Origin of the sequence: Pseudomonas sp. MWU13-3659, from assembly GCF_023757525.1 — a bacterium.
In the GTDB taxonomy this organism is placed as follows: Bacteria; Pseudomonadota; Gammaproteobacteria; order Pseudomonadales; family Pseudomonadaceae; genus Aquipseudomonas; species Aquipseudomonas entomophila_E.
Map to the genome: position 1 here is coordinate 433,977 of NZ_JAMSHW010000001.1, position 22,660 is coordinate 456,636.

At 65.3% G+C, this 22,660-nt stretch carries 15 protein-coding genes; 7 read left to right on the top strand and 8 right to left on the bottom strand.

Annotated features, from left to right (window positions below; all coding sequences use genetic code 11):
- Positions 1 to 62: 62 nt before the first annotated feature.
- The 3 genes from NGM28_RS01930 (at position 63) to NGM28_RS01940 (ending at position 3,910) form a co-directional block, all read left to right on the top strand.
- Positions 63 to 2,495 (top strand): TonB-dependent siderophore receptor, encoded by a 2,433-nt coding sequence (locus tag NGM28_RS01930; protein ID WP_252088502.1) that lies wholly within the window; start codon positions 63 to 65, stop codon positions 2,493 to 2,495.
- A 129-nt stretch (positions 2,496 to 2,624) separates the two neighbouring features.
- On the top strand, positions 2,625 to 3,737 hold the full coding sequence (locus NGM28_RS01935; RefSeq protein WP_240066879.1) for a PepSY-associated TM helix domain-containing protein: 1,113 nt from the start codon (positions 2,625 to 2,627) through the stop codon (positions 3,735 to 3,737).
- A complete protein-coding gene (locus tag NGM28_RS01940) occupies positions 3,734 to 3,910 on the top strand; it encodes a DUF4175 domain-containing protein (RefSeq protein ID WP_252088503.1) in 177 nt (58 codons plus the stop codon). Before NGM28_RS01935 ends, NGM28_RS01940 begins: the two co-directional genes overlap by 4 nt.
- Before the next feature lie 163 nt (positions 3,911 to 4,073).
- Here NGM28_RS01940 and NGM28_RS01945 read toward each other — a convergent pair whose 3' ends face one another.
- From NGM28_RS01945 to glnE, 8 genes are all read right to left on the bottom strand, one after another.
- Positions 4,074 to 5,516 carry a lipopolysaccharide kinase InaA family protein gene (locus tag NGM28_RS01945; protein ID WP_252088504.1) on the bottom strand — a complete coding sequence of 481 codons (1,443 nt, stop codon included), beginning with the start codon at positions 5,514 to 5,516 and terminating at the stop codon, positions 4,074 to 4,076.
- Entirely contained in the window at positions 5,516 to 6,268 is a 753-nt protein-coding gene (locus NGM28_RS01950) for a lipopolysaccharide kinase InaA family protein (protein WP_252088505.1), read from the bottom strand. The genes NGM28_RS01945 and NGM28_RS01950 overlap by 1 nt, the downstream gene beginning before the upstream one ends.
- Positions 6,265 to 6,999 (bottom strand): lipopolysaccharide kinase InaA family protein, encoded by a 735-nt coding sequence (locus NGM28_RS01955; protein WP_252088506.1) that lies wholly within the window; start codon positions 6,997 to 6,999, stop codon positions 6,265 to 6,267. The genes NGM28_RS01950 and NGM28_RS01955 overlap by 4 nt, the downstream gene beginning before the upstream one ends.
- Positions 6,999 to 7,805 carry a lipopolysaccharide core heptose(I) kinase RfaP gene (gene rfaP, locus NGM28_RS01960; protein ID WP_252088507.1) on the bottom strand — a complete coding sequence of 269 codons (807 nt, stop codon included), beginning with the start codon at positions 7,803 to 7,805 and terminating at the stop codon, positions 6,999 to 7,001. Before rfaP ends, NGM28_RS01955 begins: the two co-directional genes overlap by 1 nt.
- Positions 7,802 to 8,923 carry a glycosyltransferase family 4 protein gene (locus NGM28_RS01965; protein ID WP_252088508.1) on the bottom strand — a complete coding sequence of 374 codons (1,122 nt, stop codon included), beginning with the start codon at positions 8,921 to 8,923 and terminating at the stop codon, positions 7,802 to 7,804. Before NGM28_RS01965 ends, rfaP begins: the two co-directional genes overlap by 4 nt.
- Positions 8,923 to 9,981, bottom strand: a complete 1,059-nt coding sequence (gene waaC / locus NGM28_RS01970) for a lipopolysaccharide heptosyltransferase I (protein ID WP_240066872.1) — start codon at positions 9,979 to 9,981, stop codon at positions 8,923 to 8,925. The genes NGM28_RS01965 and waaC overlap by 1 nt, the downstream gene beginning before the upstream one ends.
- Entirely contained in the window at positions 9,982 to 11,031 is a 1,050-nt protein-coding gene (gene waaF / locus NGM28_RS01975) for a lipopolysaccharide heptosyltransferase II (protein WP_240066871.1), read from the bottom strand. It lies immediately after the preceding gene.
- 224 nt (positions 11,032 to 11,255) lie between these two features.
- A complete protein-coding gene (glnE, locus tag NGM28_RS01980) occupies positions 11,256 to 14,189 on the bottom strand; it encodes a bifunctional [glutamate--ammonia ligase]-adenylyl-L-tyrosine phosphorylase/[glutamate--ammonia-ligase] adenylyltransferase (RefSeq protein ID WP_252088509.1) in 2,934 nt (977 codons plus the stop codon).
- Positions 14,190 to 14,572: 383 nt separating this feature from the next.
- On the opposite strand from glnE, the gene aceE reads away from it, so the two are divergent.
- The 4 genes from aceE (at position 14,573) to msrA (ending at position 22,660) form a co-directional block, all read left to right on the top strand.
- Positions 14,573 to 17,218 (top strand): pyruvate dehydrogenase (acetyl-transferring), homodimeric type, encoded by a 2,646-nt coding sequence (gene aceE, locus NGM28_RS01985; protein WP_217868016.1) that lies wholly within the window; start codon positions 14,573 to 14,575, stop codon positions 17,216 to 17,218.
- 13 nt (positions 17,219 to 17,231) lie between these two features.
- Positions 17,232 to 18,860: a dihydrolipoyllysine-residue acetyltransferase gene (gene aceF / locus NGM28_RS01990; protein WP_252088510.1), complete on the top strand. Its 1,629-nt coding sequence runs from the start codon at positions 17,232 to 17,234 to the stop codon at positions 18,858 to 18,860.
- Positions 18,861 to 19,166: 306 nt separating this feature from the next.
- Entirely contained in the window at positions 19,167 to 21,860 is a 2,694-nt protein-coding gene (locus NGM28_RS01995) for a putative bifunctional diguanylate cyclase/phosphodiesterase (RefSeq protein ID WP_240066868.1), read from the top strand.
- A 131-nt stretch (positions 21,861 to 21,991) separates the two neighbouring features.
- Positions 21,992 to 22,660 (top strand): peptide-methionine (S)-S-oxide reductase MsrA, encoded by a 669-nt coding sequence (gene msrA, locus NGM28_RS02000; RefSeq protein ID WP_240065302.1) that lies wholly within the window; start codon positions 21,992 to 21,994, stop codon positions 22,658 to 22,660.

A 22,660-nucleotide genomic window follows, 5' to 3' on the forward strand; every position in this document is an offset into this window, starting at 1 on the left:
TCACTTTCCCACTCTCGCTCGGCAAGGAAGCAGTCAGCACTATTTCGTCGAGGAGCCGCTGCATGTCCCGTGCCGTTGATGCTTTGCTTCGCCCCAGCCTGATGGCCCTGGCCATCGGCCTGGCCGCGCCGTTGGCCAGCCCCGCCCTGTTCGCCGCCGAACAGTCCGCCCCGCGCGCCTACAACCTGCCCAGCGCACCGCTGGGCAGCACCCTGAACCAGATCGCCAGCCAGGCCGGCATCGCCCTGGCGCTGGACCCGGCGCTGGTCAGTGGCCGCGCCTCGGCGCCGGTCAACGGCGAGTACAACGGTGTCGGCGCCCTGCAGGCGGCCCTGCGTGGCACCGGCCTGCAACTGCAACAAAGCGGCGCCGGGACCTACAGCCTGGTCGCAGCGCCGGATGACAGCCTGGTGCTGCCGGAAACCAGCGTGAACGCCGCCAGCGACAGCGAAAGCGCCTGGGGCCCGGTAGACGGTTACGTCGCCAAGCGCACCGCCGCCGGTACCAAGACCGACACCGCACTGGTCGAAGTACCCCGCTCCATCTCCGTCGCCACCCGCGAGCAGATGAGCGACCGCGGTGTGCACAGCCTCGACGATGCCGTGCGCTACATGCCCGGGATCGTCTCCGCCAGCTATGGCAGCGACACCCGCTACGACTGGATGCGCGTGCGCGGTTTCGAGCCGACCCAGTTCCTCGATGGCCTGCCACTGCCGCGCGGCATCTACGCCAACCCGAAAGCCGAGACCTGGAACCTGGACCGCCTCGCACTGCTACGCGGCCCAGCCTCCTCAATCTATGGCCAGACCCCGCCCGGCGGCCTGCTGGACATGGTCAGCCGTCGCCCGCAGGCCGAAAGCGCCCACGAGATCGAACTGCAGTACGGCAGCGACAACCATCGCCAGATCAACTTCGCCAGCACCGGCAAGATCGATGACCAGGGTCAGTTCCTCTACAGCGTCAGTGGCGTGGTGCGCGATGGCGGCACCCAGATCGACCATATCGAAGACAAACGCTACAACATCGCTCCGAGCCTGACCTGGAACATCGACGAAGACACGTCGCTGACCTTCCTCACCCAGTTCACCCGCGACGATACCGGGGCCACCAGCCAGTTCCGCCCGATCCAGGGCACCAAGATCGACATGCCGTTCGGCAAGATCTCCCACCACAAGAACCTTGGCGATCCGGACTATGAGTTCTACGATCGCACCTACTACGCCCTCGGCTATGCGTTCGAGCATCGTTTCAACGATGTCTGGCAGTTCCGTCAGAACCTGCGCTATACCAAGACAGAGCTGTCATTCCAGAACATCACCCCCGGCAGCTACTACGCCCCCGAAGGGCCAGTGCGCGACGATGGCACCGTCAACCGCATGTCCACCAACGTCGATGAAAACATCGGCCAGTTCGCGGTCGACAACAATTTCCAGGCCGACTTCGCCACCGGCGCCATCAGCCATACCGTGCTGATCGGCCTGGACCACCAGCGCACCAACCACGATTTCCTGTCGATCTACGGTTTCAACGTACCGCCCACCAACGCCGTCAACCCGGTATATGGCGTGCCGATCACCCGTCCGGACCGTTCCTCGGCTTACTACGACTACAACCAGAAGACCGTCCAGACCGGCCTCTACGTTCAGGACCAGATGGCCCTCGACAAGTGGCGCCTGACCCTTGGCGGTCGTGAGGACTGGGTACACACCGGCACTAAGTTCTTCAACAAGAACGACGCCACCAACACCCAGCGCGACAGCAAGTTCAGCGGCAACGCGGCAATCAGCTACGTCTTCGATTCCGGGTTCGTGCCTTACCTGTCCTATGCCGAGTCCTTCCAGCCCGCCAGCAGCGCGGACGCGGACCCGCTGAAGACATTCAAGCCAACCGAAGGCAAGCAATGGGAACTGGGTATCAAGTACCAGCCACCGGGCTCCAATACCCTGCTTTCCGCCGCCGTGTATGACCTGACCCAGAAGAACATCCAGGTCAGCAATATCGAGGGCGGTGTGAGCGTCACCAGCCAGACCGGTGAAGTGAAGGTGCGTGGCCTGGAGCTTGAAGCCGTTTCCGATGTGACCGAAAACCTGAAGGTGGTTGCCGCCTACACCCTGGCCAAGTCCGAAGTACAGGACGGCCAGTACAAGGGCAACCGCCTGCAACTGATGCCGAACCAGCAAGCCTCGCTGTGGGCCGACTACACCTGGCACAGCGGCGTGCTCGACGGTTTCGGGATCGGCCTGGGCGCGCGCTACACCGGCAACACCTATGGCAACCAGGAGAACACCTGGCTGGGCAAGGCCAACGCCTACACCGTGTTCGACGCGGCCGTGCACTACGACCTGGGCCGTCTGGACAACAGCCTCAAGGGCGCCTCGGTGGCGATCAACGCCACCAACCTGCTGAACAAGGACTACCTCTCCACCTGCGACGGGTACTACTGCTACTACGGCGACCAGCGCAGCGTCGTCGCCAGTGCTTCCTACAAGTTCTGAGTGACCGGGGCCGCCCTGCGGCCCGTTCGCCGGCAAGCCGGCGCCTACACCGCCATCCCCGTAGGAGCCGGCTTGCCGGCGAACGGCTGCGCAGCAGCCCCGTCGTAATCAGACGCAAATGGAACCGTGATGAAAAGCCAAACCATCCGCCGCTGGTCAGCGATCCACACCTGGAGCAGCCTGGTGTGCACGCTGTTCCTGCTGCTGCTGGCCGTCACCGGCCTGCCGCTGATCTTCCACCACGAGCTGGAACACCTGCTCGGCGAAGCCCCCGAGCTGCGCGAGATGCCCGCCGACACCCCGCACCTGGACCTGCAGCAACTGGTGCTCAAGGCCGAGCAACACCGCCCGGGCGAGGCGATGCAGTATTTCGGCTACGAAGACGACGAGCGCAACGGCGTGGTGGCGATCATGGCCGCCACCGCTGGCACCGAACCTGACCTGTCGCACACGTTCATGCTCGATGCGCGCACCGGCGAGGCCGTGGCCATGCCGGCCGCCAACGGTGGCTTCATCATGCTCATGCTGCGCCTGCACGTGGACATGCTCGCCGGGCTGCCCGGCAAGCTGCTGCTGGCTTTCATGGGGGTATTGTTCGTCGTCGCGATCATTTCCGGCACCGTGCTCTACGCACCGTTCATGCGCCGCCTGGATTTCGCCACGGTACGCCACGACAAGTCCCGGCGCCTGCGCTGGCTCGACCTGCACAACCTGATCGGCGTGGTCACCCTGACCTGGGCCCTGGTGGTCGGCGTCACCGGGGTGATCAGCGCGCTGTCCGACCTGGTCATCGCCGCCTGGCGCAACGACAGCCTGGCCGCCATGGTCGCCCCCTACCGCGACGCGCCGGCACTCACCGAGCGCGCCCCGGCCAGCCGCCTGCTGGACATCGCCGCCGAGGCCGCGCCGGGCATGCGCCCGGACTTCATCGCCTTCCCCGGTACACGCTTTTCCAGCGAGCATCACTATGCGGTATTCATGAAAGGCGACACCCACCTGACCTCTCACCTGCTCACGCCGGTGCTGATCGATGCACGTACCCTCGAGGTCACCGCCGTTGGCGAGCGCCCGTGGTACATGGACGCCATGAGCCTGTCGTCGCCCTTGCACTTCGGTGATTACGGCGGGCGCCCGATGCAGATCCTCTGGGCTGTGCTGGATGTGCTGACCATCATCGTGCTGGGCAGCGGGCTGTACCTGTGGTGGGGCAAGCAGCGCAAGCCACGGGAGGCCCGGCCATGAGCCATCGCTCGCAATCGAACCGGCGCATCTTTGCCTGGCCGGCGTTGATCGCCCTGCTCAGTGGCGCCGGGCTGTTCGCCGCGTTGCTGGGCGATGGGGTGTGGGACAGCCTGGCCTGGCTGGGCCTCGGCCTTTCGGCCGGCCTGGGGCTGAGCGGCTTCTGGCGGCGCTGACCGTTCACCATCCTTGCCGGGGCGCCCGTTCGCCAGCAAGGCTGGCTCCTACAGATACCACGGTCATCGCCACCGCCGTGAACAGCGCCCGGTCTCTCCTGTAGGAGCCAGCCTTGCTGGCGATGCAAGGCGCAGCCTTGCCCGGGCGCCCATACGCCAGGCGTCAGTCGGCCAGGCGTGGCAGCACCTGATCGAGCCGCTGATGCAACACGCTGCTCTTCGGCCAGTTGCGCAGCAACCGCGCCCGGTCGCGAGCATAGGCGGGAGCGAAGCTGAGCTGGGTGGCATGCTGGCACATGGCATCAAGATCGATCAGCGACCACTGGCCGTCCTGCCAGAACAGGTTGTGGCCTTTGAAATCGCCATGGCTGATACGCTCGCGGATCAGCTGCTGCATCAACCGCACCAACGCCTCGACCTGCTCGTCCGGCGCCTCGCCGCTTTCGACGAAGGGTGCGAAACAGGCCGTCAGGTCTGGGCCATCGGCGTATTCGGTCACCAGGTACGCTCGGCTGCGCAGGCCCATCACCCGCTGCTCCAGCACCGCCAACGGGCGCGGGGTGGCGATGTCGAGGAATTCCAGGCGATGCCCTTCGATCCACGAATGCCAGGCCCGGCTCGGGCGCCAGAAGCGCTTGAACCAGTGGGCGGTGTTCTTGATGTTGTAGCGCTTGAGCACCAAGGTGCGGCCATTCACCTCGATGCGCGCCACGCTGGCGGCACCACCGGTCTTGTACAGGTGGCCCTGGTCGATCAGCGTGTCGGCCTGCTCGAGCACCGGCAGCATCGCCGCCACCTCGCCACGACGGATCGCCTGCAAGCCCGACAGCCTGCGCTGGACGCTGAACAGCGTGCATTCGCGCCCGGCCTTGTCGAGGTAATCCTTGAGCCGCCAGCTGCGCACCTTGTCCACCTGCTTGAGCAAAGCTTCCAGGGGCAACGCATGCTCGGCGTTGGCCAGCAGGTAATGCACCAGTGCCTCTTCGATGAACGGCTCCAGGCGCTTGGGCAGCTGGGCAAACAACACCCCGAGGTTTTCCAGCACGCGCTGGCGCGACAGCTGCTGGCCAGGCGTCTCGGCCTTGATGCCGGCGCCATCGATCAGGTACAGCTGGCCACCCTGGCGCAGCAGGTTGTCCAGGTGCAGGTCTTGCTGCCACAGGCCCTTGGCGTGCATCTGCGCCACCGCGGTCAGCGCCTCGCCCAGCACCAGGTGCTGCTCGTCGGCGAGCATCGGCAGGCGCTCCACCTCGGCCCAGGCATCGCCCAGGCTCTCGGCATCTTCCAGGAACTCGAACAGCAACCAGCCGCCCTCGCCTTCCTTCAGCCCATCAGCCAGCAAACGTGGCGTGGTCAGGCCCTGGTCGGCCAGCAAACGGGCGCCATCGAGCTCGCGCTGGAAATGGCGGGCGGCATTGCCGCCGACCAGCAGCTTGGCCAGCACCTTGGTGCCGCGCCAGATCCCGGCACCGACATAACGCTGGCCCGGCAGCACGCGCAGCAGGCTGAGCAGTTGCAGGTCGGCCACGCCTGCGGCGTCGGCAAGGGTGACGGTCAGGGGCAACGTCGGGCTGCGCCCGGCGTCCTTGAGTTCGGACAATCGCATCAGCGGGCCTCTTTGTGACGACGGCGTTGCATCAAGCGCTGCAGCCAGGTGTCGACCTGCGGGCTTTCCGCCGGCAGGGCCAGGTAGGCGCCGAGCAGCGTGCGCACGTCCGCCTCGCTCCAGGCACCCGCACGGCGCAGCAGGGGCTCAAGATCCTTGAGCCGGTCTCGCATGCCGAGCAGCAGCGGGCGGGTCTTCTCCAGGTCGATGAGCTGTGCCTGCCAGCCTTCGCGGCGCTCGCGCAGGAAAATGTGCTTTGGGTAGAAGCAGCCATGCACTTGCCCCGCCGCGTGCAGGGTGCGCGCCAGCTCACCGCAGGCCTGAAGGATCAGCTGGCGCTGGCTGTCTTCAAGCTGCGGCCATTCGGCCAGGAGGCTGTCCAGGTCGCGCCATTCGTCCAGGGCGCGGGTCATGAGGATGGCGCGGTGCTGCCCATCCTGCTTGCGCTCGCCGTAGAACACCGCCTGCAACGCCGGGATACCGAGCTTCTGGTAGCGGCTGATATTGCGGAATTCGCGGGCGAAGGTCGGCTCGCCGAAAGGGCGGTGCAAAGTGCGGGTGAGGTAGTCGCTCTGGCGCTTGAGGTAGTAGCCCTTGCCCTCCAGCTCCAGGCGGAACACGCTGCTCCAGCCGCCACGGCCAGTGTTGGGTTCGTCCACGGCTTCGAGCTGCAGCGCCCAGAGCGCCTCGAAATCGCCCAGGCCATGGCGCTTGAGCAGTGCCTGGTCGGCACTGGCCAGGTAATCGGTCATTCCCTTCCCTCGAAAAAGCCCAGCACCTGGCGAATGCGCCGCTTGTCACGGGCGTTCAGGCGATCGTGCCTGCGGTACTGCAGGTAGAAGCGCAGGCGCTGGGTCGCCGACAGGTGGTATTTGGCGACCTTGTCCAGGCACGCCAGGTCCTTGATCAGCCGGTGGCGCAGCATGAAACCGCGCCAGACATCGCCGGTGGGGCAATCGATGAAGAACAGCGTGCCTTCGTCGTCCACCAGCAGGTTGCGCCACTTCAGGTCGTTGTGGGCGAAATGGTGATCATGCATGACCCGGGTATGCCGTGCCAGCTGGCGGCTGATGTGGTCGACCCAGGCGCGATCGCGCAGACGCGGGTCGTCGCGCTCGGCCAGGGCCGAAAGGTCCTCGGTACGTGCCAGTTCACGGGTGATCATGGCCCCGCGGCCGAACGCCAGGCCGTTGCGCTCCAGCCCCCAGGCGACTACCTCGGCGGTGGGAATACCCCATTTGGCGAACTGCTTGATGTTCTGCCATTCAGCCTTGATCCGTGGCCGGCCCAGGTAACGGCGCATGTGCTTGCCGGCGCCGGTGTAACGTTTGACGTAATAGTTGACCCCGTCGCGCTCGATGCGGATGACCTCGCTGAGCGGGTCGCGGGTCAGGCGCTCGCCCTGCAGGGCGAACACCGCGTCGAGACTGCCGAAGTCCGCCGCCAGGTGCTTGTAGCCCGGCGCCAGTGTCCAACCCGCCATCAGAGTGCGTCCCCATAGCGTTGCTTGCGATCGTAGAGTTTCTGCGCCTTGCGATCGAGCCAGGCGAGCAGTGCGGCCTCCTCCTTGAGCACCTGGCGCAGCGGACGCTGGAAGTAGCCACGCAGGAAGCGCAGCTTGTCACGGCGGGTGAGGCCGATGTCCAGTGCCGAGAAGTACAGGGCGGCCAGGTCTTTGTCGCGCCAGCGACGGGTAATCTTCGCCCGGGTCTGGGCGCGGTGCAGGTCGATCACCGACAGTTTGAAGTCTTCCGCCGTCACCGGGCGGTCGGTGTGCAGCAGGAAGTGGCAGATGTAGCAGTCGCGGTGGTTGACCCCGGCGCGGTGCATGCCGCCGGTCATCTTTGCCACTTCGGCGATCAATGCATGCTTGAGGCGTGGCGTCGGCGGCTGCTTGACCCAGTCGATGCTGAAGTCTTCCAGGCTGACGGTTGGCGCCAGTTCCTCGGTAACGATGAACGAGTGCTGGGTAGCCGGGTTGCTGCCGCACTCGCCATAGGCCACGGCGGTCATGGTCGGTACGCCTGCCTCGTGCAGCCGTTGGATAGCCCGCCACTCCTGGCCGGCGCCCAGCACCGGCAGCTTGGCGCTGAACAGGTTCTTGAAGATCTCACCCCAACCGATGCCACGGTGGATCTTGACGAAGAAGCCCGCGCCGTCGACTTCGGTGCGCAGGGTGCGGCGGCCTTCCAGCTCGCGGTACACCTCGCCCTGCAACTGCTCGACGGCCTCGAACGCATCACGGCCAGCCCACAGGCGCTTGAACGGCTCTGCCAGTATCAGCTTCATGCAGGCTCCTGGAGAATCACGTCGGCAGCATGCTGCGGCATGCTGTACAAGTCGGCGCTGTCGGCGAAGGCCACGCCATTGCGCGACCAGGCGGCGCGCTGCGGGCCATCTTCGAGCATGCGTTGCAGGTAGCGGTTGAGCTGCTCCTGCTCGAACGGCTCGTCAAGCACCAGGCCGCTGTCGGCCTCGGCGATGTAGTGGGCGTAGCCGCACACCTTCGACACCAGCACCGGCAGGCCGGCGACCAGCGCCTCCAGCAGCACGGTGCCAGTGTTCTCGTTGTACGCCGGGTGAATCAGCAGGTCGGCGCCCAGCAGGAAGCGCGGAATGTCGCTGCGCCCCTTGAGGAATTGCACCTGGTCACCCAGGCCGAGCGCAGTGCTCTGTACCTGGAACAGCTTGGGGTCGTCCTGGCCGATGACCATCAACCTCGTGCGCTTGCGCAGGCTCGATGGCAGCGCCGCCAGGGCCTTGAGGCTGCGGTCGACGCCCTTGGTCTTGAAGCCCGAACCGATCTGCACCAGCAGCAGCTCGTCGTCGGCCAGGCCGAACGCCTTGCGAAACTCGGCGCGGATGGCATCGGCGTCGGCCGGGCGCCGGCGGTCCTGGGAAATGCCCGGTGGCAGCAGGTGGAAACGCGCCTCCGGCGTGCCGTAGTGCTTGATGAACAACGGCTGCTGCACCTCGGAGATCATCAGGACCTCGGTGCGGGCATCCTTGGCGAACACCGCCCGCTCGTACTCGGCGAAATGCCGGTAGCGGCCCCAACGGCGGTACAGGCCACCGCGCAGGGTCTGGGCCTTGTCCTCGAAGCAGCCGTCGGCAGCGTAGTAGACGTCGAGCCCGGGCATCTTGTTGAAACCGACCAGGCGGTCGACCGGACGCTTTTTCAGGTCCGCCTCCATCCAGGCGCTGAGCTTCTCGTTGCGGCGATGGTTGAACAGCGCCTTCACCGGCGCCACCAGCACCTCGAAGCCTGGCGGAATGTCACCTTCCCAGATCAACGTGTACACACGAATCTGGTGGCCCCGCTTCTGGCACTCGAGGGCGATGCGCATGAAGTCGCGCTGCAGCCCGCCGAAGGGGAAATACTTGTAGAGCACAAAAGCCAGTTGCATCAACGAACATCCTCAGCCAGCAGCAGCGCGCTCAAGCGGCCCGCCACATGCTCGGGATTCAGGCGAGTGAAGCACAACGGCCACTCGCGTTTGAGATCGAACCGGCGCTGGTCCTCGGCGCTCGGTTTGTAGGTGCACTTCTTCTGCAGGCACGGCGCGCAGGGGAAGTTACTCGCCTGGTGGATCTGGGCGCGTCCGTAGGCGCCCGTCAAACCAGGGTTGGTAGGGCCGAACAGCGAGATGGTCGGCACATCCAGCGCCGCGGCCAGGTGGCCGAGGCCGGTGTCCACGGCCACGCAGGCCTTGGCCGCCGCCAGCACGCGGGCGACGCCCACCAGGTTCAACTTGGGGAGCACCTGGCAGTTGTTCAAGCCCTGGGCGATGCGCTCGGCGCGGGCCTTCTCCGCCGGGTTGCCCCAGGGCAGCATCACCTGCAGCTTGCGCCGGCCCATGCGCTCGGCCAGCTCGCGCCAGTAGGCTTCCGGCCAATGCTTGGTGGCCCAGGTGGTGCCATGCAGGAACACCACATACGGCGCGGCGGGCGGCAGTTGCAGGCGGTTGAGGTCAAGGCCGTAGTCACCCAGCCCTTCGGGCAGGTCATAGGCCAGGGCCAGGGCGAACAGTTGGCGTACACGCTCCACGGCGTGCTGGCCGACGGCAACCGACAGGCGCCGGTCGTAGAAGCGGCTGGCCCAGCCCTCGCGGGCCGAGTAACGGTCCAGGCCGGCAACCGGCGCCTTGACGTAGCGGGTCAGCCAGGCAGACTTGACCAAGCCCTGGGCGTCGATCACCAAGTCGTACTTGTGCTCGCGCAGGCGTTGCTTGAACGCCTTCCACTCGCCGCTCTTGAGCGTCTGCCAGATATTCTTGCGCCAGCGGCGGATCGCCACCGGGATCACCCGGTCGACTGCCGGGTGCCAGCTCGGGATCTCGGCGAAGCCTTCTTCCACCACCCAGTCGAAACGGATGCCGGGGATGGCGTGGGCCGCGTCGGTCAACGCCGGAAGCGTGTGGATGACGTCGCCCAGCGACGACGTCTTGATGATCAGGACCCGCACTCAGTCGACCTCGGCCACGGTATCGATCAGGTTTGGCCCGCCCAGGCTGTGCAGGGCCGCGATGACCTTTTCAGGCTCCAGCAGGCGCAGGCAGTTGTAGTGGCCGAAACGGCAGGTGCGGTCGAAGCAGGGGCTGCATTCGATGCCCGTGCGCACGATCTCGACTTGGTCGGCCAACGGCGGGGTGAAACCTGGCGAGGTGGAGCCGTACACCGCCACCAGCGGGCGATTCAGCGCGGCGGCCACATGCATCAACCCGGAGTCGTTGGAGACCACCGCGTTGGCGCAGGACATCAGGTCGATGGCTTCGGCCAGCGAGGTTTCGCCGGCCAGGTTGTACGACTCTTCCCGGAACCCCGGGATCAGGCGGTCGCGAATCTGTTCGCCCACGGCGTGGTCGTTCTTCGAACCGAACAGCCACACCTGCCAGCCCTGGCGGATCATCGCATCGGCCACTTGTGCGTAATGCTCGGCCGGCCAGCGCTTGGCTTCGCCGAACTCGGCGCCGGGGCACAGGGCAAGCACCGGGCGGTCCATTTCCAGCTTGAACTTGGCCAGGGCCGCGTCGCGGCTCTGGGCCTCGATCTGCAAGGAGGGGCGTGGGTAGGGTTTGGGCAGTTCGACGTCCGGCGCGTAGGCCAGGGCCATGAAGCGCTCGATCATCAGCGGGTAGCGCGCCTTGTCCAGCTTGCGCACGTCGTTGAGCAGCAGATAGCGCATTTCGCCGCGCCAGCCGGTGCGCTTGGGGATACCGGCGAAGTACGGCACCAGCGCCGACTTGAGCGAGTTGGGCAGCAGGATCGCCTGGTCGTACTGGCCGGCCAGCGACTTGCCGATGCGCCGGCGCGTGGCCAGCTCCAGCGCGCCGTGGCCGAGCGGGAAGCTCAAGGCCTGGCGCACCTCGGGCATGCGCTCGAGGATCGGCCGGCTCCACTCAGGGGCCAGCACGTCGATCACACCATCGGGGTGCTGCTGTTTGAGGCACTGGAACAGGGTCTGCGCCATCACCATGTCGCCGACCCAGCTGGGGCCAATGATCAGTATTCTCATGCGTTATCCAGAAACATTCGGGGAGGCTGCAGGCTGCGTTAAACCTGGCCTCCCCTCTTTATATTCAGGCTATGTGGCGGACAGTGTACCACCGGTGGTGAGACGACGTTTCTTGGGGCTGCTACGCAGCCCTTTCGCGGCACAAGGCCGCTCCTACAAAGGATTGCGTTCCCTGTAGGAGCGGCCTTGTGCCGCGAAAGGGCCGCACAGCGGCCCCGTCAATTTCAGGTCAAACCCAACTGCCCCCAGATCCGCCGCACCTCGCGGCGCTCGTCGGCGAACTGCGCCGCATCGATCACCCCGGCCTGCTTCTGCAGGGCCTGGCGGTGCGAGGCCGAGCGGAACGCCTTGTACACCTCGCGCAGCAGCACGGCATCGCTGGCGGGCATCAACCCGGCCTGCTCAAGCTCTTCGAGGATGCGGATGTTATCGGTCCAGCGCAGCAAGGCCGGGTGGTCGTGGGACCAGGCCAAAGCGGCGTATTGCACCATAAATTCGATATCGACGATACCGCCGGCATCCTGCTTGATATCGAACGCCACACCCGCGTCGAAGGCATTGGCCGCGGTACCGGCGGCGGTCGCCTTGGTGCCCAGGTTGTCGCGCATCTTGGCGCGCATTTCACTGACTTCGGTACGTAATGTGGCCAGGTCGTGGGCCTGGCCCAGCACCTTGGCACGCACGCCTTCGAACGCCGTCGCCACCTGCGGGCAGCCCACCAGCACCCGTGCCCGCACCAGGGCCTGGTGTTCCCAGGTCCAGGCTTCGTTCTGCTGGTAGCGCTCGAACGCGCCCAGCGAGCTGACCAGCAGCCCCGAGGCGCCGGAGGGGCGCAGGCGCATATCCACATCGTAGAGCTGGCCAGAGTTGGTCTGGGTGGTCAGCAGGTGGATGATGCGCTGGCCCAGGCGGGTGAAGAACTGCGCGCCATCGATGGGTTTGGCACCATCGGTCTCGGCATTAGGGTCGCCATCGTGGATGAACACAAGGTCCAGGTCCGAGCCATGGCCCAGTTCGAGGCCACCGACCTTGCCATAACCCACGATGATGAAACCCGGGTCGCACAGGCTGCCGTCACTGCGCTTGGGCTGGCCATGGCGGGCCGCCGTCTGGCGCCAGGCCAGTGCCAGCACCTGGTCGAGAATCGCCTCGGCGAGCCAGGTGAGGTAATCGCTCACCTTCATCAGCGGCAGGTTGCCGGTGATCTCCGAGGCCGCCACCCGCAGGCTGTGGGCCAGTTTGAAGTGCCGCAGCGCCTCCATCTGCTGTTCCAGGTCGTCCTCGGGGATGCGCGTCAGGCGTTCACGCAGCTCGGCGGCCAGCTCCGGTGCCAGCGGCGGGCTGAACAGCCGGCCCTCGTTGAGCAGCTCGTCGAGCAGCAGCGGGTAGCGGGCGATCTGCTCGGCGATCCACGGGCTGGCGGCGCACAGGGTCAGCAGACGGCGCAGGGCGCCCGGGTTCTCCGTCAACAGCACAAGATAAGCAGAACGTCGCGCCACGGCCTCGACCAGCGGCAGCACGCGCTCCAGCACCAGGTCCGGGTTGTCATGCTCCACCGTCTGGGCCAGCAAACGAGGAATAAAGGCATCCAGGCGTTCACGGCCGATGCGTTGCATCGAACGCAACGACGGGCTGGCGCGCAACGCGGTCAGGCGCCGCAGCGCCTCGGCGGGCTGCTTGAAACCTGCCTCTTCCAATTGACGGCAGGCGGCCTCTTCATCCTGGGCCTGCTCCCAGAGCGGCGACCACTCGCCGCCAACCACCAGTTCGCCCTCGGCGTCGTCTTCGTCCGGGTCGGCGATCACCTGGCGGAAATGCCAGTCGACGCGGCCACGCCAGTGCATCAATTGCTCATGGAAGCTGGCCCAGTCGGCATAGCCGAGCATATAGGCGATGCGCGCGCGGTCGGTCTCATCGTCCGGCAGCATCTGCGTCTGGCGGTCGGCGATGGCCTGGATGGCGTGTTCGGTATAACGCAGAAACTCATAGCCCTCGCGCAGTTCGGCGACCACCGCCGGCGGTAGATAACCCTGCCCTTCGAGCGTCGCCAGCACTTTGAGCAGCGGACGTTGTTGCAGGCTCAGATCGCGCCCGCCGTGGATCAGCTGGAACGCCTGGGCAATGAACTCCACTTCGCGAATGCCACCAGCCCCCAGCTTGATGTTCTCGGCCATGCCCTTGCGCCGCACCTCCTGCTGGATCAGCTGCTTCATGGTGCGCAGCGCCTCGATGGCGGAGAAGTCCAGGTAGCGGCGGTAGACGAACGGCCGCAGCATTTCCTGCAACTGGGCGCCTGCAGCCTGGTCGCCGGCCACGACCCGGGCCTTGATCATCGCGTAGCGTTCCCAGTCGCGGCCCTGGTCCTGATAGTACTGTTCCAACGCATTGAAGCTGAGCACCAGCGCCCCGGCCGACCCATAAGGGCGCAGGCGCATGTCGACGCGGAACACGAAGCCATCGACGGTGACCGGGTCAAGCGCCTTGATCAGGCGCTGGCCCAGGCGGGTGAAGAACTCCTGGTTGTCCAGCGAGCGTTTTACACCCTCGGTCTCGCCGCCTTCGGGGAAGGCGAAGATCAGGTCGATGTCGGACGACAGGTTGAGCTCCACCGCGCCCAGCTTGCCCATGCCCAGCACCACCATGTGCTGTGGCTCGCCGCTGCGGTTGCCGATGGGCGTGCCGAACTGCTGGCAGTGGCGCGGGTACAGCCATTGATAAGCTTCGTCGATGGCGGCGTCGGCCAGGTCGGATAGATCACGGCAGGTTTCCCCCAGCGCCGCCTGGCGGGTGATGTCGCGCCAGATGATGCGCAATTGCTGGCGGTTGCGTTCGCGGCGCAGGTTGCGCGCCAGTTCGTCCTCGGTCTGCGCGGCCTGGGCGGCGGCATTGACCTGCCCACGCAACTCACCCGGCGCGAACGGGCGGCCCATCAGGCCACTGCCCAGCAACTCGAACAGCATGGCCGGCTCGCGCTGGGCCTGGGTCAGGACGAAATCGCTGGCGGCGGCCACCTGGTCGAACTGCTGTCGGTGCTCGGCACTCCACCCCTCCAGATGAAGGTCGGGATGGGCGGCCAGGGCATCGCGCAGGAACTGTTGGTTGCGGGCGACCAGCGGTTGGAGTGCGGCGGGCAGATCGAGCGGCAAAGGCAGGCGCATGGTCTATCCTTGATCGGCGTGAAAGTGAGGGGCGTGGGCGCTCAAAAGGAGGCCCGGCCACGGTTGGACTGTCATACAAAAGTTGGAAATAGCCGATAAAGCCGAAAAATTGGCAAAAAGCATCAAAAACCACCTGATCGCGACACGCCACCAACCAACATGAACGTTTATCCTCACAACCCGGGATGCGACAAACCGTCGCATTTGTGTAGTTTTACTACTACCCCGTAGGTGCAAAAGCATGAAATGCGAAAGCATTTGTAGTAAAACTACACCGCGCCGGATGACTGTCCGGTAATCCAAGAATTCACGACGTCTGCCCATAAGGCCAGTCGCAAACTCAGGCCATCGATTCTGGTGGCCTTTCCGCCCTGGAGCAAGCCATGCAAGACCTCGATCCAATCGAAACCCAGGAATGGCTGGATGCCCTGGAGTCGGTCCTCGACAAAGAAGGCGAAGACCGCGCTCATTACCTGATGACCCGTATGGGCGAGCTGGCCACCCGTAGTGGCTCCCAGCTGCCGTATGCCATCACCACGCCGTACCGCAACACCATCCCTGTCACCCACGAAGCACGCATGCCTGGCGACCTGTTCATGGAACGCCGCATCCGCTCGATGGTGCGTTGGAACGCCCTGGCCATGGTCATGCGCACCAACCTGAAAGACTCGGACCTGGGTGGCCACATCTCGAGCTTCGCCTCCAGCGCCACGCTGTACGACATCGGCTTCAACTACTTCTTCCAGGCCCCGACCGACGAACACGGCGGCGACCTGATCTTCTTCCAGGGCCACGCTTCGCCAGGCGTCTACGCCCGCGCCTTCATGGAAGGCCGCATCAACGAAGAGCAGATGAACAACTTCCGTCAGGAAGTGGACGGCAACGGCCTGTCTTCGTACCCGCACCCGTGGCTGATGCCTGACTTCTGGCAGTTCCCGACCGTATCGATGGGCCTGGGCCCGATCCAGGCGATCTACCAGGCACGCTTCATGAAGTACCTGGAAGCCCGCGGCTTCATCCCGGCCGGCAAGCAGAAGGTCTGGTGCTTCATGGGCGACGGCGAGTGCGACGAGCCGGAATCCCTGGGCGCGATCGCCCTGGCCGGCCGCGAGAAGCTGGACAACCTGATCTTCGTCATCAACTGCAACCTGCAGCGCCTCGACGGCCCGGTTCGCGGCAACGGCAAGATCATCCAGGAACTCGAAGGCGTGTTCCGCGGCGGTGGCTGGAACGTCAACAAGGTCGTCTGGGGCCGCTTCTGGGACCCACTGCTGGCCAAGGACACCAACGGTGCCCTGCAGCGCCGCATGGACGAAGTCATCGACGGCGAGTACCAGAACTACAAGGCCAAAGACGGCGCGTACGTTCGCGAGAACTTCTTCAACACCCCAGAGCTCAAGGCCATGGTCGAAGACCTGTCCGACGACGAGATCTGGAAGCTCAACCGTGGCGGCCACGACCCGTACAAGGTCTACGCGGCGTACCACCAGGCTGTGAACCACAAAGAGCAGCCGACCGTCATCCTGGCCAAGACCATCAAGGGTTACGGTACCGGTGCCGGCGAAGCCAAGAACACCGCGCACAATACGAAAAAAGTCGACGTCGACAGCCTGCGTCACTTCCGTGACCGCTTCGACATCCCGGTCAAGGATGCCGACCTTGAGAACCTGCCGTTCTTCAAGCCGGAAGAAGGCTCCGCCGAAGCCAAGTACCTGGCCGAGCGCCGCGCCGCCCTGGGTGGTTTCGTGCCACAGCGCCGCGCCAAGAGCTTCAGCGTCCCCACCCCGCCACTGGAAACGCTGAAAGCGATCCTGGACGGCTCGGGCGACCGCGAAATCTCCACCACCATGGCCTTCGTGCGCATCCTGGCGCAGCTGGTCAAGGACAAGGACATCGGCCAGCGCATCGTCCCGATCATCCCGGACGAAGCCCGTACCTTCGGTATGGAAGGCATGTTCCGCCAGCTGGGCATCTACTCGTCGGTCGGCCAGCTCTACGAGCCTGTCGATAAAGACCAGGTGATGTTCTACCGCGAAGACAAGAAGGGCCAGATCCTCGAAGAAGGCATCAACGAAGCCGGCGCCATGTCGTCGTTCATCGCTGCCGGTACTTCGTACAGCTGCCACAACCAGCCGATGCTGCCGTTCTACATCTTCTACTCGATGTTCGGCTTCCAGCGTATCGGCGACCTGGCCTGGGCCGCTGGCGACAGCCGCACCCGTGGCTTCCTGATCGGCGGTACCGCCGGCCGTACCACCCTGAACGGCGAAGGCCTGCAGCACGAAGACGGTCACAGCCACATGATGGCGGGCACCATCCCGAACTGCCGCACCTACGATCCGACCTACGGCTACGAGCTGGCGGTGATCATCCAGGACGGCATGAAGAAGATGACCGAAGAGCAACAGGACATCTTCTACTACATCACCGTGATGAACGAGTCGTACCAGCAACCAGCCATGCCGGCCGGTGTCGAGGACGGCATCATCAAGGGCATGTACCTGCTGGAAGAAGACACCCGCGAAGCCGCGCACCACGTACAGCTGATGGGCTCCGGCACCATCCTGCGCGAAGTTCGCGAAGCGGCGAAGATCCTGCGTGAAGAGTTCAACGTCGGTGCCGACGTGTGGAGCGTCACCAGCTTCAACGAACTGCGTCGCGACGGCCTGGCCGTGGAACGCGCCAACCGCCTCAAGCCTGGCCAGAAGCCTCAGCAGACCTACGTCGAAGAGTGCCTGGCCGGCCGCAAGGGCCCGGTCATCGCCTCCACCGACTACATGAAGCTGTTCGCCGAGCAGATTCGCCAGTGGGTCCCGAGCAAAGAGTTCAAGGTCCTGGGTACCGACGGTTACGGTCGCAGCGACAGCCGCAAGAAGCTGCGTCACTTCTTCGAAGTCGACCGCCACTTCGTGGTGCTGGCTGCCCTGGAAGCCCTGGCTGACCGTGGCGAGATCGAACCCAAGGTTGTGGCTGACGCCATCGTCAAGTTCGGCATCGATCCGGACAAGCGCAACCCACTGGACTGCTGAGGAGTATTTTTAAGTGAGCGAACTCATTCGCGTACCTGACATCGGCAGCGGTGAAGGTGAAATCATCGAGCTGTTCGTCAAGGTCGGTGACCGTATCGAAGCAGACCAGAGCCTGCTGACCCTGGAGTCCGACAAGGCCTCCATGGAAATCCCGGCCCCCAAGGCCGGCGTGGTCAAGGAGCTGAAGGTCAAGCTGGGCGACCGCCTGAAAGAAGGCGACGAGCTGCTGGTCCTGGAAGTCGAGGGCGCCGCTGCGGCGCCCGAGGCTCCAGCCGCTGCCGCCCCGGCTCCGGCTGCTGCCCCAGCACCGGCTGCCGAAGCCGCCCCTGCGCCTGCCGCAGCCCCGGCTGCCGCCAGCGTGCAAGACATCCACGTGCCGGATATCGGCTCGTCGGGCAAGGCCAAGATCATCGAAGTCATGGTCAAGGTCGGCGACACCGTCGAAGCCGACCAGTCGCTGATCACCCTGGAGTCCGACAAGGCCTCCATGGAGATCCCGTCGCCTAGCGCCGGCGTGATCGAAGCCGTGCTGTGCAAGCTGGAAGACGAAGTGGGCACCGGCGATCTGATCTTCAAGATCAAGGCCGCAGGCGCCGCCCCTGCTGCAGCGCCGGCTCCGGCCGCTGCTGCTCCGGCTGCCGCTCCTGCCCCAGCTGCTGCACCGGCCGCTGCCGCCCCAGCTGCTGCTCCAGCCCCGGTCGCCACCGCGCCGGCAGCCGGCAGCAACGCCAAGGTCCACGCTGGCCCAGCCGTTCGTCAGCTGGCCCGTGAATTCGGCGTCGACCTGGGCGCCGTCGCGGCCACTGGCCCGCACGGTCGCATCCTCAAGGAAGACGTGCAGGTCTACGTCAAGGCGATGATGCAGAAGGCATCGGGCGCCCCGGCCGCCGGTGCTACCGGTGGTGCTGGCATCCCGCCGATCCCGGCCGTGGACTTCAGCAAGTTCGGTGAAGTGGAAGAAGTCGCCCTGACCCGCCTGATGCAGGTCGGCGCCGCCAACCTGCACCGCAGCTGGCTGAACGTGCCGCACGTCACCCAGTTCGACTCCGCCGACATCACCGAGCTGGAAGCCTTCCGCGTTGCGCAGAAGGCCGTCGCTGAAAAGGCCGGCGTCAAGCTGACCGTGCTGCCGCTGCTGCTCAAGGCCTGCGCCTTCCTGCTCAAGGAACTGCCGGACTTCAACAGCTCGCTGGCACCAAGCGGCAAGGCGATCATCCGCAAGAAGTACGTGCACATCGGCTTCGCCGTGGACACCCCGGACGGCCTGCTGGTCCCTGTGATCAAGAACGTCGACCAGAAGAGCCTGCTGCAACTGGCTGCCGAAGCCGCCGCGCTGGCCGAGAAAGCCCGCACCAAGAAGCTCTCGGCCGACGACATGCAGGGCGCCTGCTTCACCATCTCCAGCCTCGGCCACATTGGCGGCACCGGCTTCACGCCGATCGTCAACGCGCCTGAGGTGGCGATCCTGGGCGTATCGAAAGCGACCATGCAGCCGGTCTGGGACGGCAAGGCCTTCCAGCCGAAGCTGATGCTGCCGCTGTCGCTGTCCTACGATCACCGCGTGATCAACGGCGCCGCCGCCGCGCGCTTCACCAAGCGCCTGGGCGACGTGCTGGCGGATATCCGCACGATGCTGCTGTAAACCGCTGTTTTCCTGCCCCTCCCGCGAGGGGCAGGTACCCTTTCGAGCTGCCACGCTCGTACCTCAACCCCGTCACTTTGGCGGGGCTTTTTTTTGCCCGCATGAACACCACCACCCTGTAGGAGCCAGCTTGCTGGCGAACCGTGCACCTGTTCGCCAGCAAGCTGGCTCCTACAGATTTCATGCAACTGGCCGACAACCTGTTCACAGCATCCCCCATGGCCGCTTGCCAGCCCATGGGACATGATGCAACCTTGCCCGATGCGCCGCTCTCCAGGCAGCGCCCCCTGTTCAAGCGAGTCTTCGATGAAAAGCCAACCCGATGCCGCCAGCCGTGTGGCGGCCGAGGTCGTCACGCAGCTCCCCGTGCCCTCGCGGCTCGGCATGCTGCGTTTCGAACGGCTCAACGAAGCCAGCTGGGCCATGCTCTACCTCGACCCCGCCTGCGACCGCCAGTTCGGCCTGCCAGCCGCCGAACTCTGCGCCCTGATCGGCTCGCCCTACGCCAGCCTCATGGAGCCAGAGGCGCGCTACAAGCTGCACGACGAGATCCAGCGGCAACTGGCCCTGCGCGGGCACTACCGGGTGCGCTATACCCTGCACGCCAGCCCGCTGGCGCTGCGCCTGCTGGAAGTGGGCGAGAGCTACAAGCAGCACAACCGCCAGCTGCTGCGCGGCTACCTGACGGTGATGGACGACCAGCAAGACGAGCTGGCGGAACTGGACACCGACGACCTCGAGTCGCGCAACAACCGCCTGCAACTGGCCCTGCAGTTGAACCAGCGTGCCCAGCAGGAACAGCTTGAGCACCTGGAGCGGGTGCGTGCCCAGCAGGACCTGATCCTGCGCCTGGCCCGCCAGCGCTACAGCGTCGGCAACTCGCTGCTCGAAGCCGCCGAGCTGATCACCCGCAGCGCCTGCGAGATCTACAAGGTCGACTGCGCCAGCATCTGGTACCTGAACGACCAGCGCCTGGAGCCGATCAGCGCCTGGTACCGCAGCGAGCAGCAGCACCGCCTGCCGGAGGCGATCGACGCCAGCCGCTTCCCCGACTACCTCGACGCCCTGCACGCCAGCCGCGCCATCGACGCCCACAACGCCAGCCACGACCCGCGTACCCGCGAGATGGCCGAGTCGCTGTACAACACCGACGACAACGCCATGCTCGACGCCAGCATCCGCATCGACGGCCAGGTGGTCGGCGTGCTGTGCCTGGAGCAAACTGGCCAGCCACGGGCCTGGCAGACCGACGAAATTGCTTTCGCCGGCGAGCTGGCCGACCAGTTCGCCCAGGTCATCAACAACCACAACCGGCGTACCGCCGCCAGCGCCCTGCACCTGTTCCAGCGAGCCGTGGAACAAAGCGCCAGCGCCTTCCTGCTGGTCAACCGCGACGGCATGGTGGAATACGTCAACCCAAGCTTCACCGCGATCACCCAATACAGCACCGAAGAGGTCCAGGGCCATCACCTGGGCGAGCTGCCGGCCCTGGAAAACCTGAGCGAACTGCTGTTCGACTCGCCATCGAGCCTGGCCATGGGCAACAGCTGGCAGGGCGAGTTCAAGAGCCGGCGCAAGAACCTCGAACCCTACTGGGGCCAGCTGTCGATCTCCAAGGTGTACGGCGACAACCGCGAGCTGACCCACTACATCGGCATCTACGAAGACGTCACCCAGACCAAGCTGGCCCAGCAACGCATCGAGCGCCTGGCCTACACCGACAACCTGACCAACCTCGGCAACCGCCCGGCGTTCATCCGCAACCTCGACGAGCGCTTCGCCCGCGACAGCAACACGCCGATCTGCCTGCTGCTGGTGGACATCGACAACTTCAAGCGGATCAACGACAGCCTCGGCCACCAGACCGGCGACAAGCTGCTGATCAGCCTGGCCCGGCGCCTGCGCAACAGCCTGAGCAGCGGTGGCAGCCTGGCGCGCTTTGCCAGCAACGAGTTCGCCGTGCTGCTCGACGACACCAGCCTGGAGGACGGCCAAGGCGTCGCCCAGCAGCTGCTGCGCACCCTCGACAAACCGATGTTCGTCGACAACCAGCTGATCAACGTCACCGCCTCCGTGGGCCTGGCCTGCGCGCCGCTGCACGGCAGCGACCCGGCGACGCTGATGAAGAACGCGGGCCTGGCCCTGCACAAGGCCAAGGCCAACGGCAAGCACCAGGTGCAGGTGTTCACCGAGGTGCTCAACGCCGAGGCCAGCTACAAGCTGTTCGTCGAGAACAACCTGCGCCGTGCCCTGACCCAGAACGAACTGGAAGTGTTCTACCAACCGAAGCTGTGCCTACGCAGCGGTCGTCTGCTCGGGCTGGAGGCGCTGCTGCGCTGGAACCACCCCGAGCGCGGCATGATCCGCCCCGACCAGTTCATCAGCGTCGCCGAGGAAACCGGCCTGATCATCCCGATTGGCAAATGGGTGGTGCGCCAGGCCTGCCGCAAGAGCCAGGAACTGCGCGGGGCCGGCATGGGCAACCTGCATGTGGCCATCAACCTGTCGCCCAAGCAGTTCTCCGACCCTGAGCTGGTTGGCTCGATCGGCAGCATCCTCAAGGAGGAAGCGCTGCCGCCGCACCTGCTGGAGCTGGAACTGACCGAAGGCCTGCTGCTGGAAGCCACCGAAGACACCCACCGCCAGCTCGACGAGCTCAAGGCCCTGGGCCTGACGCTGGCGATGGACGACTTCGGCACCGGCTACTCGTCGCTGAGCTACCTGAAGAAATTCCCGATCGACATCATCAAGATCGACCGCAGCTTCATCAACGAGATTCCCGATAACCAGGACGACATGGAGATCACCTCGGCGGTGGTGGCCATGGCCCACAACCTCAAGCTCAAGGTGGTGGCCGAGGGGATCGAGACACCGGAGCAGCTGGCCTTCCTGCGCCGCCATCGCTGCGACGTCGGCCAGGGCTACCTGTTCGACCGGCCAATCCCCGGCCGCGAACTGGCCGAGAAACTGCGCCGCTATCCGCGCGGGCCGATGGACTGACAGCGGCATAAAGCTCGGGCACTATAGAGACCATTCGGGCCCATTCGCCGGCAAGCCGGCTCCTACGTAGGAGCCGGCTTGCCGGCGAATGGGTCAACCCCCATCCCACTGGAAAACACAGAGGAACGGCCATGGTCCTGCGTTCGGAAATCCTGGTGAACAAAAACGTCCTGCCCACCGCGGAACAGGCCTTGCCTGGCCGCGAAACCCCAATGGCCCTGCCCGAGTTCCACTACGTGTTCGAAGGCACCCCGCTGCTCGGCCCGTTCTTCGAGGGCGACATCGACTTCGCCATCTTCGCCCTGGGTTGCTTCTGGGGCGCCGAGCGCCGCTTCTGGCAGCGTGACGGCGTGGTCAGTACCGTGGTCGGCTACGCCGGCGGCTTCACCCCCAACCCCACCTACGAAGAAGTCTGCTCGGGCCTGACCGGCCACACCGAAGTGGTGCTGGTGGTGTTCGACAAGAACAAGGTCAGCTATCACGAACTGCTGACGATGTTCTGGGAGCTGCACAACCCCACCCAGGGCATGCGCCAGGGCAACGACGTCGGCACCCAGTACCGCTCGGCGATCTACTGCACCTCGCCGCAGCAGCTCGAGGAAGCCAAGGCCAGCCGTGATGCCTTCCAGGCCGAGCTGAGCAAGGCCGGCTTCGGCGAGATCACCACCGAGATCGAACAAGCACCGACCGTGTACTTCGCCGAAGCCTACCACCAGCAGTACCTGGCCAAGAACCCGGACGGCTACTGCGGCATCGGTGGCACCGGTGTGTGCCTGCCGCCCAGCCTGCAAGGTAACTGA

Coding starts and splice junctions, on each gene's coding strand:
- NGM28_RS01930 (WP_252088502.1), top strand. CDS start 63: ATGTCCCGTGCCGTTGATGCTTTGCTTCGCCCCAGCCTGATGGCCCTG.
- NGM28_RS01935 (WP_240066879.1), top strand. CDS start 2,625: ATGAAAAGCCAAACCATCCGCCGCTGGTCAGCGATCCACACCTGGAGC.
- NGM28_RS01940 (WP_252088503.1), top strand. CDS start 3,734: ATGAGCCATCGCTCGCAATCGAACCGGCGCATCTTTGCCTGGCCGGCG.
- NGM28_RS01945 (WP_252088504.1), bottom strand. CDS start 5,516: ATGCGATTGTCCGAACTCAAGGACGCCGGGCGCAGCCCGACGTTGCCC.
- NGM28_RS01950 (WP_252088505.1), bottom strand. CDS start 6,268: ATGACCGATTACCTGGCCAGTGCCGACCAGGCACTGCTCAAGCGCCAT.
- NGM28_RS01955 (WP_252088506.1), bottom strand. CDS start 6,999: ATGGCGGGTTGGACACTGGCGCCGGGCTACAAGCACCTGGCGGCGGAC.
- rfaP (WP_252088507.1), bottom strand. CDS start 7,805: ATGAAGCTGATACTGGCAGAGCCGTTCAAGCGCCTGTGGGCTGGCCGT.
- NGM28_RS01965 (WP_252088508.1), bottom strand. CDS start 8,923: ATGCAACTGGCTTTTGTGCTCTACAAGTATTTCCCCTTCGGCGGGCTG.
- waaF (WP_240066871.1), bottom strand. CDS start 11,031: ATGAGAATACTGATCATTGGCCCCAGCTGGGTCGGCGACATGGTGATG.
- glnE (WP_252088509.1), bottom strand. CDS start 14,189: ATGCGCCTGCCTTTGCCGCTCGATCTGCCCGCCGCACTCCAACCGCTG.
- aceE (WP_217868016.1), top strand. CDS start 14,573: ATGCAAGACCTCGATCCAATCGAAACCCAGGAATGGCTGGATGCCCTG.
- NGM28_RS01995 (WP_240066868.1), top strand. CDS start 19,167: ATGAAAAGCCAACCCGATGCCGCCAGCCGTGTGGCGGCCGAGGTCGTC.
- msrA (WP_240065302.1), top strand. CDS start 21,992: ATGGTCCTGCGTTCGGAAATCCTGGTGAACAAAAACGTCCTGCCCACC.